Raw genomic sequence first — 14,574 nt, forward strand, 5'->3', positions numbered from 1 at the left:
ACCGACAACAGACACATTCACATCATCGCCAACCGCATCAGCCTTTACGGAGAGGTCTATGATACCACCTTTGTGAGCAACAAGGCAGCAAAAGTGGCGGAGGAAATAAGCAGAGAGAAAAACTTGACTATCGCAAAGGAGGTCAAGGCGGAGAAGAAATACCAAAAGTCAAAAGCCAATCTAACGAGAGAACAGACAAAGCAGCAGGTGCAGAAGATTTGTTATGCCTTGCTTGAGAAGTATAAAGATACAGGTATCACGGGGCATTCCATGTTCCTTTACGAGTTGAACAAGAACAGCATCACCATTGAGCGCATGAAGAACAAGCAGGGCAAGGTCTATGGTTTGAAGTTCTCATTTGGCGGACAATCTTTCAAGGCATCGGAAGTGGGCAGGGAGTTTGGCTACCATTCCTTGCAAAAGAATTTCGAGGCAAGTCAGAAAGCCGAGACGAATGTATCTGCCCAAGTAATACGCAAATCGTCAGAGCATACAGATACTAAGGATGCTGGCTATCAACTCGTACCCCCAAGACTTTCATACAGCCCACGAGCAACGGAGGATACTCCACAAATCGCACAGGCTATAAGAGCGGTGGCAGATACAGCTATCAGCGCAGCCGATGAATTGGTGGAGGGAGTAGGTGGAATGATTACGCCAATGACACATGGCGAGGACTATGCCGAGACCGCATGGCAACGTAAGCTCAGATACCAAGCCAATAGGAAAAAGAAAGGACGAAGGCTGTAGAAAATTTGAATAGCAATACTTTCATTGTTGGCACATTATTTGCTAGTTGACAATAAGAATTTATTAACTATTAATACAAACAATATGGAAAGAACATACAATGTGCTGTTAACCTACGATATAGATAGCAGACATACCGAAGTTAGGAATACATTAATTGAAGAGTATGGTTTTAAGGATATAATCATAGGTAATAATGGCACGAGGTGTTATTTGCCGAATACCACATTACTAAAGAGAAATACCACCAAGGAGGATGTCCATAATATAATAAAGAACGTATGTAAGATGCTTAATGCAAATCTAAAAAGGACTATTTCCTCAGAATGTTCAAACTGGATAGCATTACAAGGCGAAAAGTTTTAGATTTGTAAGTAGAAACTATAAGTCCAACCACTTGTTTCATTCAAGCTGGTAAAATTATGTGTGTTTTTCATCAAGAACGCTTGTTATTCGGTAACAAAGTATTATCTTTGCAGATAGAATAACAAGCGTTCTTTGTTAGGTAGAAAACAGCAACTTGAAGTAGCTCGCTCGTTTCCAAATCGTTACCTGTTTAGTTATACCAACAAGGTAACTTCTTTATTTTCAATTAGATACAATTTTATAATTAATTGGCTTGCAAGAGAGGCTTTCCTTGTTTCCACCTAATGGATAGCTCTTCACGAGAAACGCTATAACGAAGCCTTACCCTAGCCGTCCACTTCACTCCATGTCGTATGGTTCGTTATACTGACTAATAGCTCTCCTCTTCCGTTCTCATACGTTTCCAATTCTTACCTCATGCGTCTTGCGTCTTTGTGACCCGTATCTTTTCTTAGTTTCACCATGGTGAAACGAGTGTCTCATCATGATGAAACCAGTGTCTCTTCATGATGAAACTTGTGTCTCATCACGATGAAACTAACGTTACAAGCGTGTGTAAAGGATGCGCAACACGCTACACGGAATGCGCTCAAACGTATCTAAAAGATGGGAATAAGCCTATCTAAAGAATGGGAATACTACTAGTTGAGAAAGCACATAGGGTGAGATAATGGAAAAACTAGGCTGTCTTTCCCTTCATTATACCCCTAATCTAATGAAAAGAACTGGTAACTTCTGATCAAAAAAACGCCTAATATCACTCATGCACGTCATTCGTACAAGTGATATTAGGCGTTGTTACTCTTGTAAAACAAATCCTATTGGAGCGCAAAAGTTACACGTAAGACTCCAAGAACTTGATGGTTCCAGACACTTTAATAGTAGTTGCTGTTGCAGGAATAAGCACACTCTCGCCAGCACGGAACGACAAGCTATTGCCTTCCGCATCTGTTATCTCGCCCTCATCCTTCAGTCCGACAAAGATCACGAAAGAGTCTAATTCGCTATAATCCATCGTCATAGGCTCTGTAAGATCATATACCGAGGTGGTGAAATAAGGACAACTAACGAGTTCCACTGGCTCATTCTGGCGTGGTTCGTATTGTGTCTTATAGTCAGGATAGACCGTATAATCAATACACTCAGCAGCCTCCTTAGTGTGTAACTGGCGATAATTGCCGTTCTTGTCCTGGCGTTTAAAGTCGTAAATGCGGTAAGTTACATCGCTAGTCTCCTGTATCTCTGCCAAGAAACAGCCTGTTCCGATAGAGTGAATACGCCCTGCAGGGAGGAAGAATACGTCGCCCTCTTTCACTGGATATTCTGCCAAAGCATCGGTAATGGTGTCATCTTCCACCATTGCTTTGTACTCCTCAGGTGTTATCTGTTGCTTTAATCCACTGCGTAAAGAGGCATTCTCATCACTTTCCATTACGTACCACATCTCCGTCTTACCACGACCTAAACCCTTAGCCTGCGCTTGTTCGTCAGTAGGGTGAACCTGAATGGAGAGTTGCGCACGTGCATCAATAAACTTCACAAGCAATGGGAACTCATTACCGAAACGTGCATAATTATCTTTACCGACGAGCTTCTCCTTCAGAGTATCAACCAAGTCGTTTAACTTCCAACCCTTGTATTTACCATTAGAGACGATACTCTCGTTGTCTTTCACGCCTGATACTTCCCAGCTCTCACCCACTTGTTGCTCATCAGAAGATAGGTGCTTGAAAGGGATAATCTTCTCTCCTCCCCAGATGGTAGACTTTAGGAGGGGATTAAACTTAAACATTTCCATACGTTATTATTGCTTATTTTAGTTGTTTTGTTATATGCTTATGAGGCAAAGTCATGTATTTGCTTATGCCTGCAAAGGTACACTTTATTCTCTACATGACCAAAGAATCAAAGTGAAGAGACGATATCTATTGCACTGCACACATGATGATTTAGGTTTGAAGAAGCCTATTTACAACCCCTTTTCACTGCCTTTTCTATGTCATCTGCATTATGACTAATTACATAACCAACATGAACATGTACTCTTAATAACACTCTTTTCTCACTTTTATTTGCTAACTTTGTAGCCAAATGCACAATCAATTCATAGATATAGAACAACTACTTAGGGATCAATCGGGTGAGAAGCATTTCTCATTTGAGGTTCTTCCCCCATTGAAGGGGAATGGTACAGAATCCTTATTCAGTAATATTGCGAAGCTAAAAGAGTTCAATCCGAGCTTTATAAACATAACGACTCACCATAGTGAATACGTATATCACGAGCGTGAAGATGGCTTAATAGAACGTCAACGCATACGTCGAAGACCAGGAACAGTGGCTATTGCAGCTGCTATTCAGCAACGATACGAAATCCCAGTGATACCTCATGTCATCTGTTCGGGGGCTACCAAGGAGGATATTGAGTATGAGTTGCTCGACTTGCAGTTCTTAGGTGTCAACCACTTATTGCTCTTGCGAGGTGATAAAGCACGTGAGGATCGAATGTTCACACCAACGGAAAACGGGCATAGTCACACAACGGAGCTGATAGAACAGGTCAACCTATTCAACAAAGGAGTATTCATTGATGGTTCAGAGATGAAGAATCCAGGTGCACCTTTTACTTACGGCGTAGCTTGCTACCCTGAGAAACATGAGGAGGCACCTAATATTGAAGAGGATTTAAGATACTTGAAACAGAAACAGGAGTTGGGTGCGACGTTTGCTGTCACGCAATTATTCTATGATAACAAGAAGTTCTTTGATTTCGTAGAGCGCGCTAGAAGCATTGGTATTACCATCCCCATCGTGCCGGGTATCAAGCCTTTTGCAAAGCTATCACAGCTTACAATGGTTCCAAAGACGTTCCATTGTGATATCCCAGAAGAGCTTGCTAGTCTTGCAAAAGAATGTAAGACGGACGAAGAGGCACGTCAGCTCGGTATAGAATGGGCTACTCAACAGGTGAAGGAACTCTATGCGCATGGTTTCAATAACGTACACTTCTATACGGTATCAGCCGTAAAGAGTGTGCATGAAGTGGTCAGCCGACTCTTGTAATAAAGCTTTTCTCAATAACAGAACATCAAGCAACTAAAGATAAAGAGAGGATGAACTTTTCTGATGTAATAGGTCAAGAGGCTACGAAACAACGCCTCCTACAGATGATAAAAGAGGATCGCGTGCCCCATGCAATGCTCTTCTGTGGTCCTGAAGGAGTAGGGAAAATGGCACTCGCAATGGCTTTTGCCAACTATCTCCTTGCTGGCGAAGAGGTCGATAACACTGCCTCTCCACTCATCTCAAACGCTATTGCCATGCTTCGGAAGTGGGAACATCCTGATTTACACTTCTCTTTTCCAACCATAAAGTTGCCCAGTATGAGTGGAGACCACCAACCCGTAAGCGCTGACTTCGCAAAGGAATGGCACGAACTCATCATGCGTGGAGCCTATTTCACTATGGCTCAATGGATGAAACAGATGGGTGCTACAACGCAGCAGGCGATTATTACAGGTGCTGAGAGCGATGAGTTATCACGTGTTCTAGCCTTAAAATCAAGCCAAGGAGGCTATAAGGTGTCCATCATCTGGCGTCCGGAACGCATGAATCTCACATCTGCCAACAAACTACTAAAGCTCTTGGAGGAGCCACCGCAGGGCACTATCTTCCTCATGGTATGCGAGGAACCAGAGAAGTTACTAGAGACTATTATCAGTAGAACACAGCGAATTGATGTGAAGCGCATTGATGACAATGCCATAGAACAGGCTCTTATCCATAAAAGGGGGATAGAACCTGATGCTGCACAACGCATTGCACATATCGCACATGGCAGTTGGCTCAAAGCCTTAGAGGCCCTCGATACGAGCAACGAGAACCGTGAGTTCCTCAATATGTTCCAAATGCTTATGCGCTTATGTTACCTTCGTAACGTCAAAGACCTCAAGCGCTGGAGTGAAGTAGTTGCTGGTTATGGTCGTGAGAAGGAGCGTCGGATGCTCGTTTACTTCCAACAGCAAGTGCGAGAAAACTTCATCTTCAACTTCAGAAACGCTGAACTTAACTATATGACAATCGAAGAGGAGAACTTCGCCAAGAACTTTGCTCGTTTCATCAATGAGGCAAATGTGATAGAAATTAACGAACTCTTCGAACGTGCCAATCGTGATATTGGACAGAACGCAAACGCTAAGGTAGTCTTTTATGATGTAGCTCTAAAGCTCATTGTATTGCTGCTTAAGAAGTGAGAAAACCCACCAACAAAAGAGATACAATCAACAATATATATAGGCAGAAATGCCAAAAAGAAAACAAATAGATAGATTTCAATGGACTATAAAGATATGAAATTCAAGGTCTGGCACGGCTGCGATCGAGGCTTATGTCATAAAGGTTGTGGCAGACAAGATCGTCAACTCAACACATACGATTGGTTAGCTGATGTTCCAGGGAACAACCAGACGACCGATCTTGTTGAGGTTCAATTCAAGAACACACGCAAGGGTTACTATCATAACGTCAATAACTTAGACCTAAAGAAAGGTGATGTAGTTGCTGTCGAAGCAAATCCTGGACACGACATAGGCGTCGTTACATTGACAGGTAGGCTCGTTAAGCTACAGATAAAGAAGTCGACAGCAGTCAAGTCACCCGATGATATCAAGCGAGTATATCGATTGGCTAAAGAAGTCGATATGCAGAAGTATCATGAGGCAAAAGCCCGTGAACACAAGACAATGATAGAGAGTAGGCAGATAGCTAAGGGCTTGGGACTGAAAATGAAGATTGGTGATGTGGAGTACCAAGGCGACGGCAATAAAGCAATCTTCTATTACATTGCAGACGAACGAGTTGACTTTAGACAGCTCATAAAGGATCTTGCAGCTGCTTTCCACGTCCGTATTGAGATGAAACAGATTGGTGCTCGACAGGAAGCAGGGCGCATTGGCGGTACAGGTCCATGTGGAAGAGAGCTTTGCTGTGCTACTTGGATGAAGAACTTCTCGAGTGTCTCCACCACAGCAGCACGTATTCAAGACATCTCTCCGAACCCAACTAAGCTCGCCGGAATGTGTGCTAAGCTCAAGTGCTGCCTCAACTACGAGGTTGACCAGTATATGGAAGCTAGCAGAAAGCTACCAAGTAAGGAGGTATTGTTGGAGACTATGGATGGTGAGTACCATCTCTTCAAGACGGATATACTAAGTGGTCAATGCACTTACTCGACTGATAAGAATCTAGGAGCAAACCTCGAGATAATCAGTGCGGCTCGTGCTAAGGAGATCATAGAGATGAATAAGCGTGGAGAAAAACCTCTCTCGTTGCTTGAGGATGGTAAAGCTAAGCCTGCAAAGAAGTCTGCTGACTTGCTTGCTGGAGCCGACCTCAGTCGTTTCGACAAGGCAAAGAAGCGCAAAAAGGGGAATCAACAACGCAATAACAACCCGCAACAAGGAGGACGCCCACAGCGTGATAACAATCGCAACCAGCGTACCACACAGGACAACCAACGCCAGAATAACGACAAAAACCGCTATCAACAGAATGGTAATCGCAAGCAGAATAACGTGCGAAAACAGCCCCAGAAGCAGGAAGATGGCGTAACACAAAACAAGAAACAAGAGGACAAGAAGCCTCAACAAACGCAAAGAACACAGGAATGAGGATGAAGGTTTTCACCTTTATATATATAGTGGTACTCGTGCTATGGGGTATGAGTACCACTTCATGTAACGATCCACGCACCTATGACCACTATGAAAGTGTATCGGTAAAGGGCTGGGAACGTAATGATACTCTTACCTTCAACTTACCAAGGCAGTGGGAAGGTAATTATAAGCTAAGCCTTGGGCTTCGCGCTTCGCAAACTTTTCCTTATCGCAGTGTGAGCCTAATCGTGGAATCGACTATCATCAATTACAAGCATAAGAAGAAGCAGGAAAAGGTGATAAGAGACACTGTTCATTGTGAGATTATCACCGATAAGGGTATGCTAGCAGGTCAAGATGGTATCAGTAATACGGAGATTCGCCAGCACATAGCGTCTTTCCAACTAAATAGGAACGATTCTCTACACATTACCATACACCATGTCATGAGCAGAAATAGTATTCCTGGTATCAGTGACATAGGCTTGAGATTGCAGAGAAGGTAGCCTCTGTCCTTACCTTGTGGCAATATCATTGATTAAAGGAACGCCCTTTTCCAATCGAGAGGGGCGTTCCTTCGTATAGAAGAGAGGCTTTCCTTGCATCAAAGAAACGCCTTCTTATAATTCAAAATTATGATTACTTCGAATTGACGAGTTGATTGGGTGATAAGTAAACGAGTTGTTTGTTCTGTGGAAAAGAGCACTATCTACTCCCCTCTCCATTCGGAGAGGGGACGGAGGTGAGGCTTTAGAAGTGGCTACTGAGGCTTCTTCTCCCACTTACTGACGTATCAAATTACGTCCAGCATCTATACGAAGGAAGATGAAAAGAAGTAATGTAAAGCCCCATAGTGACGAACCACCATAACTAAAGAAAGGCAGTGGAATACCAATAACAGGCGTTAATCCAAGCACCATTCCTATGTTAATGAACAAGTGGAATAGGAAGATTCCCGCGACACAATAGCCATATACACGTCCAAACTTGAATGGTTGGCGGTCAGCTAAGTACATTAGTCGAAGGATAAGACATAGGAATAACACCAGAACAGACGCTGAACCGAGGAAGCCCTCCTCCTCTCCTACGGTGCAGAAGATGAAGTCTGTGTCTTGTTCTGGTACGAACTTCAACTTCGTTTGAGTACCATTTAGAAAGCCTTTGCCCTGTAATCCACCCGAACCAATGGCTATCTCACTTTGATGCACATTGTATCCAGCACCCGCCAAGTCCTCATCTAAACCCAAAAGAACGTTGATACGCACACGTTGGTGTGGCTGCATAACATCATTCAGCACGTAATCCGCCGAATAGAAAAAGGCTATAGAGCCTAGAGCAAACAAAGCTATATAGAAGTAATGGGCAAAGCGTGTATTCATTGCATTGTATATCAAATACCCAATCACACATGCCGACAGAACCAGCTGTACCCAAACAATATCGAAAGGAATAACAAACTCAGAGAAAAGGAGAGCCAAACCTGTCATACTGAAGATGTATGTAAGTAATAAGCGAGTCTTCCGCTTATCATTAACATATACCCATACCATCACAGAAGAGAATATTTGAACCAGCAACAATACGACAAACTTACCTACAGATGTTGGTGTATCCCATAGCAAAACCTCCTCATATTTAATTCCAACAACGAAGTATATGACCATTGCTAAGCCCATGAAGAGGAAAGAGCCAGGCATTCCTTCACGATACAACATGAGGAAGAAAGACAGATAAACAAGTGCAGAGCCTGTCTCACGCTGCCCTACAATACATAACATAGGTAAGAAGATAATGCCACAAGCACCTGCAAAGTGTTTCCAGTTATGGATAGTAAAGCCGTAAGCAGACATAAACTTGGCTATTGCTAAGGCTGTTGCAAACTTAGCAAACTCGGCTGGTTGCAACCGCAAAGGTCCCATAACAATCCATGACCGTGATCCTTTAATGGAGTGTGGATTGAAAATTGTGGCAAAGAGTAGCAATACCAAGAGCCCATAAATGACGTAGGCAAAGGTATCATAGAAGCGGTCGTCCATCATAAGGAGTATAAAGCCTAAACAGATGGAAGTCCCTATCCATACTATTTGCATACCCGAACGACTGGCAAGAGAGAATATCTCGGTGTCGCCATAAGTATAACTGGCACCGCAAACACTCACCCAGCCGAAGCTAAGTAATGCAATATAGATAGCGATTGTCCACCAGTCTAGTGAACGAAGAACGCCCGGTTGCTTATCTGTTGAATAATTACTTGCCACGATTTACATTCTCCTTACGATTCGACTTAGCCTTATCTTGGTCATTGGACTTTATCTTTGGCTTGTCTTTCGCTTTATTATCTTTACTCTTCTGTTGCTTATCTTTATTATTATCCTTACTCTCTTTGCGTGCTTCTTTAGGCTCCTTAGCTTTGTCCCGTTCCTTTTCACGCAGCTTCTCCTTGCCCTTATCAGACTTATCTTTATCCTTGTCTTTCTCCTTCTTCTCGGTCTTTATCAACTCTTCAGGCTCCACCTTTATAGCAGGCTCGTTCTGTGGTTGCTTCTTCTTCTCCTTCTCCTCAGTCTCTTTTTGCTGTTGGGCTTCCTTGAGTTTAGCAGCTTCTGCCGCCTCTAACTTCTGGTTTACCATCTTTAAAGAGTCCTTTATCTGATTAACGCGTTTGATAGAATCGAGACGAAGAGAGTCTGCTCGAGACAAAGGACGCTTGAAAGGATAAGAGATATGACGCTTCTGAAGGGCGTCAGCTCTAGCTGCGTCACCTGGAGTTAACTTACCATTGATATATTGCTCAATCATCAAAGAACCAATAGGAACACCATAGTCGGCACCAAAACCACCATTTTCTACATAGACAGCAATGGCAATTTTGGGTGTATCAACAGGTGCAAAGCCCATGAAGACAGAGTGGTCTCGACCTCGGTTCTGCGCAGTACCCGTCTTACCTGCAAGTGAGTAGCCAGGGTGAACAGCATGCGCACAGGTACCACCACGTACTGATGACATCATACCAGCTATGACCTCTTGATAAGATCTGACGCTTCCCTTCGTGCGATGGTGCTCCAAATACTTCTTATCAAGTTTCTTTCCTTCAATATGACGGACAATGTGTGGCGTAACATAATAGCCTCGATTAGCTATCGTTGCACCAAGGTTTGCTATCTGTAATGGGGTCAAGTTGACCTCTCCTTGACCGATAGAGATCGAGATAACTGATAATGGATTCCATGTTTTGAAGGCATGATCATAAAACTGCGCATTCGGTATCATACCACGCTTCTCACCGGGAAGATCAATGCCTAACTTATACCCGAATCCCATGGATACCATGTAGTTTCGCCATACAGTCATAGCATCATCAAGCGTTTTATACTTCTTTCTATTGGACAGCATGTGGTAAAGTCCCCAACAGAAGTAGCCATTACAGGATGTACTGATGGCTGGTACAAGTGCTAAAGGTGATGCATGTGAGTGACAACCTACATGTAAGCCCTTAAAGTTAAAACCATGGTTACAAACATAACGAGTCGAATCATTGATGATTCCCTCGGTGTAGTAAGTAACCGCCTGGCTAGTCTTAAAGGTAGAACCTGGTGGATATTGACCCATGATAGCACGGTTAAGTAAGGGTTTAGCAGGGTCTAGCGTCAAATCGCGTTGATACTTACCACGTAACTTACCAATCATCATACTGGGATTAAAGGTTGGTGAGGAAACCATTGCGAGCACTTGACCAGTCTTGGGTTCAATCGCTACTATAGCACCAAGTTTACCTTCCATTAAGCGTTCACCTAAGGCCTGTAAATCGGCATCAAGTCCTAGTTGAAGGTCGCGACCTGGCTGTGGTCTTTGGTCATACTCACCATTCTTATAACGTCCTTGTATCTGACCATGAGCATCTCGCAAGAGTATCTGTACCCCCTTTCGACCACGTAGATCTTGTTCATACTCACGCTCTATGCCCATCTTACCTATATAGTCTCCAGGCTGGTAATAATCGTCTTCTTCAATATCACTCTGACTAACTTCTGCCACGTCACCAAGCACATGTGCTGCTATAGGACGTTGATATTGTCTGACACTTCTCTTCTGTATATAGAAGCCAGGAAAGCGATAGAGCTTCTCTTGGAAAGCACTAAATTCCTTATCACTCAGCTGGCTCATGAAGAGTTGCTGGGTGAATCTTGAGTAACCAGGGTTCTTGTTTCTATCCTTAATATCGTGTAGGCGCTTTAGGAAGTCGGCCTTCGTTATACCTAAAGCATTACAGAAGTCGAGTGTATCAAGATGACCAGCCATCTCATTAGTAACCACCATGATGTCATAAGCTGGCTGGTTATACACCAACAGCTTACCATTCCTATCTGTGATAGTACCACGTGATGGGAACTCAATCTTCTTTAGGAAAGCATTTGAGTCGGCACTCTTTCTATAGTCGTCACTTGCTATCTGAAGAGCAAAAAGTCGGAGAACATAAATCACAACTATGCCTATTGCAACTGCACTAAGCACTAAGCGACGTTTCTCAAGATCATAATTCTTCATCCTTCTAACGCCTCCTTACGTTCTCAATAACAAGGATTAGAATCAATGTAAGCAATGAACTACCCCCAATACATTCTAACCACTCTAACACATTAAAGAAGCTGAACATCTCTAAAGAGAAAAACACAACATTATAGATAAGCGTTAGGATAGCCGCATACCACGTATATTGGGGCACTCCTAATGTATCCATTCCTGGCTGAAAGTCATCACTACTATCCCTAGGAATGAATGGTTGAAGTATAAAAGGTTGTAAAGCTGCAATGAAGGTAAGCGCACCAGAGGCTACACCTGGCGTATTGGAGAATGTATCTATGATAACTCCCATCAAAAAGCCCCACAACAATATAGCCCACTGGGGATAGTTACGTGGGAATAAGAGAACGAAATATACATATAGTAATGGTGTGGCAACAGCAAACAGATGGATGTGGTTAAGAACAAACACCTGTGCTACTATTAGCACCAAAAACCATAGTAATCGTTTTAAGAAATCTACATTCATTCTCTCTTACCTTATTATATAAAAGAACTGCCAGATGGTTTCTTTCCCACACGGAAGTCCTACTTTACATCAAATAAAAACTCGTTTCTATACCTTACTCACCTTGGTTCGCATTCTGATCTTCTATTGGCTTGATAGAATCTTGTGCTGCCTTGATAACCTGTCGCTGCTCTCTAATGGATGCATCATCGATGACACAAACATCACGAAGGTTTCCGAAATCGGTTGACAACTCTATGGCTAGACGATAAGAAAGTCCATCCTCAGAATTATAGACATGCTTTATCTTACCGACTAACACGCCTGCGGGGAACACAGAAGAGTAACCACTCGTTACAATACGATCGCCTAACTTAAATTTAGCATGACGTGGGACATCATCAAGATAAGCCATATCTGTTGCGCCACCATTCCAATGGAGATACCCAAAGTAGTCTCTTCCCTGAATAGAACAGCTAATATTCGATTTGGAGTTAAGCACAGGAATTACTACAGCATAGTGAATACCAGCCATATAGACAATACCCACAACACCATTACCACAGGCTACTCCCATATCCTTTCTAACGCCATCCCACGTTCCTTTATTTATTGTAATAAAGTTATCTGGTCTATCCAGACTATTGGAAACAACCTTTGCTTGTATCAGACGAAACTTTGAAAGGAAACGATACTGACCACGTAAGAAGGTTGAATCTCTCGTCTTATCATAAAGTTGAGAGGATAGTTCACGTACTTGATGTTCTAACTCCAAGTTGCGTTTAGTCAGTCTTTCATTCACCTCACCCATAGTAAGATAGGACGTAACCTTCGAACTCGCCTCATACGCCAAACCAGCAACATAGTTGGCAGATGTGAACCACACACTGCCCTGATAGTCATTGAATCGGAACAAAAGAACCATACTCAAGACTTCCAGGGCAACGAACAAGAACCAATGCTTGTACCTAGCAAGGAACTCTGTCAGATTGTGCATGAACGATGATTGTTATCTCATTAAGAACGAGAAACGATCTACGTTCTTCAATGCAATGCCTGCTCCCTTAGCCACACTGTGCAATGGGTCTTCGGCAATATGGAATGGAATGTTAATCTTATCAGTAAGTCGCTTATCGATACCACGTAGTAATGCACCACCACCACTAAGGTAAATACCGTTCTTAACAATATCTGCATAAAGCTCTGGTGGTGTATTCTCCAATGCTGAAAGAACTGCATTCTCGATCTTAGCAACAGTCTTATCAAGACAATGTGCAATCTCTTGATAGCATACAGGAACCTCCATTGGGAGAGCTGTAATACGATTAGGACCATGCACAATGTAGTCTTCTGGCGCCTCATCTCCTAGATCTGTAAGGGCTGAGCCAACATGAAGTTTGATACGTTCTGCCATACGTTCACTGACCTTCACATTATGTTGACGACTCATATATTCCTGTATATCAGCTGTGAGGTCATCGCCTGCAACACGAATAGAGTTATTGCAAACGATACCACCTAATGATATAACGGCAATCTCTGTACTACCACCACCAATATCAACAATCATGTTTCCCTCTGGAGCTTCTACATCTAATCCCATACCAAGAGCGGCAGCCATTGGTTCAAAGATTAGATATACATCACGTCCATCTGCATGTTCTGCAGAGTCACGAACAGCACGCAACTCAACTTCTGTGGACCCAGAAGGAACGCCAATTACCATCCTTAATGATGGAGAGAAGAATCGGTTACCACTATGAACCATCTTTATCAAGCCACGCATCATTTGCTCACAAGCAGTAAAATCGGCGATAACTCCATCACGTAGAGGTCGAATAGTACGAATGTTAGGGTGCTCTTTCTCGTACATCATCTTTGCGTCTCCACCAACCGCAATCATCTTATCTGTACGACGATCCAAAGCTACGACTGACGGCTCATCTACCACAATCTTGTCATCACTGATAATGATTGTGTTGGCCGTTCCCAGGTCCATAGCAATCTCCTGGATAAATGAAAATAATCCCATTAATATATGTTTTGTAAGTGTATATTTCTATTTAGAGTATTCCTTCTTGTCAAGAAGTTCCTCTCTTAAAAAGCGACTCTTATATGTTTACTCAGCAACGAACCAAGAGTGAATAGCCGTATCGTAATGACTACTAACACCAAAGGCACGCTCTGCAAACATCTTTCTGTCTTCCACATCTGTTTGTGCTCCTTTCGTATTGAGTACCTGTAACAACACAGGATATTCAGCCTTACTTGGAATGATGACTACATCTTTGAAGTTCTTTGCACCAGCACGAATTAAAGAGATTCCGCCAATGTCTATCTTCTCAATAATATCCTCTGGACTAGCTCCACTAGCAACTGTCTGTTCAAAAGGATACAAGTCTACAATAACTAAATCGATTGCAGGAATATCATATTCTGCCATCTGCTTCTGGTCACCTTCATTATCACGACGTGCCAAAATACCACCAAAGACTTTCGGATGTAACGTCTTTACACGACCACCAAGGATGGATGGATAAGAAGTAACATCTTCTACCTTCTCACATTCATAACCTAGTGACTCTATAAATTCTTGTGTACCTCCAGTACTAAGAAACTTAACCCCTTCGGCATTTAACTTCTTGAGTAAATCCTCAAGCCCATCCTTATGAAAGACCGAGATAAGCGCAGTCTTGATTTGTTTTGTACCAGCCATTGTAAAACATTTTATGGATTTGAATTGCAAAGTTACTAAGTTATAAGCGACTAAGCAAC

12 protein-coding genes are annotated in these 14,574 nt (G+C 42.8%); 5 read left to right on the forward strand and 7 right to left on the reverse strand.

What is annotated here, in order from left to right; genetic code table 11:
* A partial coding sequence (locus HMPREF9969_RS07080; protein WP_009435220.1) for a relaxase/mobilization nuclease domain-containing protein occupies nt 1-750 on the forward strand: 750 nt, incomplete at its 5' end.
* A 1,201-nt stretch (nt 751-1,951) separates the two neighbouring features.
* Here HMPREF9969_RS07080 and HMPREF9969_RS07090 read toward each other — a convergent pair.
* The gene (locus HMPREF9969_RS07090) at nt 1,952-2,914 is read right to left on the reverse strand and encodes a type I phosphomannose isomerase catalytic subunit (RefSeq protein WP_036895430.1); all 963 of its coding nucleotides are present in this window, start codon (nt 2,912-2,914) and stop codon (nt 1,952-1,954) included.
* Between the two features lie 293 nt (nt 2,915-3,207).
* Between HMPREF9969_RS07090 and metF the strand changes: the two genes are divergently transcribed.
* From metF to HMPREF9969_RS07110, 4 genes are all read left to right on the forward strand, one after another.
* Nucleotides 3,208-4,179: a methylenetetrahydrofolate reductase [NAD(P)H] gene (gene metF / locus HMPREF9969_RS07095; RefSeq protein ID WP_009435214.1), complete on the forward strand. Its 972-nt coding sequence runs from the start codon at nt 3,208-3,210 to the stop codon at nt 4,177-4,179.
* Nucleotides 4,180-4,229: 50 nt separating this feature from the next.
* Nucleotides 4,230-5,369, forward strand: coding sequence for an ATP-binding protein (locus HMPREF9969_RS07100; protein ID WP_009435217.1), 1,140 nt, complete (start codon nt 4,230-4,232; stop codon nt 5,367-5,369).
* A gap of 81 nt (nt 5,370-5,450) precedes the next feature.
* Nucleotides 5,451-6,785, forward strand: coding sequence for a stage 0 sporulation family protein (ricT, locus tag HMPREF9969_RS07105; protein WP_009435201.1), 1,335 nt, complete (start codon nt 5,451-5,453; stop codon nt 6,783-6,785).
* Nucleotides 6,782-7,276 (forward strand): gliding motility lipoprotein GldH, encoded by a 495-nt coding sequence (locus HMPREF9969_RS07110; RefSeq protein ID WP_009435184.1) that lies wholly within the window; start codon nt 6,782-6,784, stop codon nt 7,274-7,276. Before ricT ends, HMPREF9969_RS07110 begins: the two co-directional genes overlap by 4 nt.
* Nucleotides 7,277-7,552: 276 nt before the next feature.
* Here HMPREF9969_RS07110 and rodA read toward each other — a convergent pair whose 3' ends face one another.
* From rodA to HMPREF9969_RS07140, 6 genes are all read right to left on the reverse strand, one after another.
* A complete protein-coding gene (rodA, locus tag HMPREF9969_RS07115; protein ID WP_009435181.1) occupies nt 7,553-9,028 on the reverse strand; it encodes a rod shape-determining protein RodA in 1,476 nt (491 codons plus the stop codon).
* Nucleotides 9,018-11,315: a penicillin-binding protein 2 gene (gene mrdA / locus HMPREF9969_RS07120; protein WP_009435195.1), complete on the reverse strand. Its 2,298-nt coding sequence runs from the start codon at nt 11,313-11,315 to the stop codon at nt 9,018-9,020. Before mrdA ends, rodA begins: the two co-directional genes overlap by 11 nt.
* 4 nt (nt 11,316-11,319) lie before the next feature.
* Nucleotides 11,320-11,820, reverse strand: coding sequence for a rod shape-determining protein MreD (mreD, locus tag HMPREF9969_RS07125; protein ID WP_009435178.1), 501 nt, complete (start codon nt 11,818-11,820; stop codon nt 11,320-11,322).
* Nucleotides 11,821-11,914: 94 nt separating this feature from the next.
* A complete protein-coding gene (gene mreC / locus HMPREF9969_RS07130; RefSeq protein ID WP_009435169.1) occupies nt 11,915-12,796 on the reverse strand; it encodes a rod shape-determining protein MreC in 882 nt (293 codons plus the stop codon).
* Between the two features lie 12 nt (nt 12,797-12,808).
* Nucleotides 12,809-13,831 carry a rod shape-determining protein gene (locus tag HMPREF9969_RS07135; RefSeq protein ID WP_004360435.1) on the reverse strand — a complete coding sequence of 341 codons (1,023 nt, stop codon included), beginning with the start codon at nt 13,829-13,831 and terminating at the stop codon, nt 12,809-12,811.
* A gap of 87 nt (nt 13,832-13,918) precedes the next feature.
* On the reverse strand, nt 13,919-14,515 hold the full coding sequence (locus HMPREF9969_RS07140) for an MGS-like domain protein (RefSeq protein WP_009435196.1): 597 nt from the start codon (nt 14,513-14,515) through the stop codon (nt 13,919-13,921).
* Nucleotides 14,516-14,574 lie beyond the last annotated feature (59 nt).

It is taken from the genome of Prevotella sp. oral taxon 306 str. F0472 (assembly GCF_000257925.1).
In the GTDB taxonomy this organism is placed as follows: Bacteria; Bacteroidota; Bacteroidia; order Bacteroidales; family Bacteroidaceae; genus Prevotella; species Prevotella vespertina.

Excerpts from the sequence above, each read along its gene's own strand:
- HMPREF9969_RS07090 (WP_036895430.1), bottom strand. The coding sequence starts at position 2,914 with ATGGAAATGTTTAAGTTTAATCCCCTCCTAAAGTCTACCATCTGGGGA.
- metF (WP_009435214.1), top strand. The coding sequence starts at position 3,208 with ATGCACAATCAATTCATAGATATAGAACAACTACTTAGGGATCAATCG.
- HMPREF9969_RS07100 (WP_009435217.1), top strand. The coding sequence starts at position 4,230 with ATGAACTTTTCTGATGTAATAGGTCAAGAGGCTACGAAACAACGCCTC.
- ricT (WP_009435201.1), top strand. The coding sequence starts at position 5,451 with ATGGACTATAAAGATATGAAATTCAAGGTCTGGCACGGCTGCGATCGA.
- HMPREF9969_RS07110 (WP_009435184.1), top strand. The coding sequence starts at position 6,782 with ATGAGGATGAAGGTTTTCACCTTTATATATATAGTGGTACTCGTGCTA.
- mrdA (WP_009435195.1), bottom strand. The coding sequence starts at position 11,315 with ATGAAGAATTATGATCTTGAGAAACGTCGCTTAGTGCTTAGTGCAGTT.
- mreD (WP_009435178.1), bottom strand. The coding sequence starts at position 11,820 with ATGAATGTAGATTTCTTAAAACGATTACTATGGTTTTTGGTGCTAATA.
- mreC (WP_009435169.1), bottom strand. The coding sequence starts at position 12,796 with ATGCACAATCTGACAGAGTTCCTTGCTAGGTACAAGCATTGGTTCTTG.
- HMPREF9969_RS07135 (WP_004360435.1), bottom strand. The coding sequence starts at position 13,831 with ATGGGATTATTTTCATTTATCCAGGAGATTGCTATGGACCTGGGAACG.
- HMPREF9969_RS07140 (WP_009435196.1), bottom strand. The coding sequence starts at position 14,515 with ATGGCTGGTACAAAACAAATCAAGACTGCGCTTATCTCGGTCTTTCAT.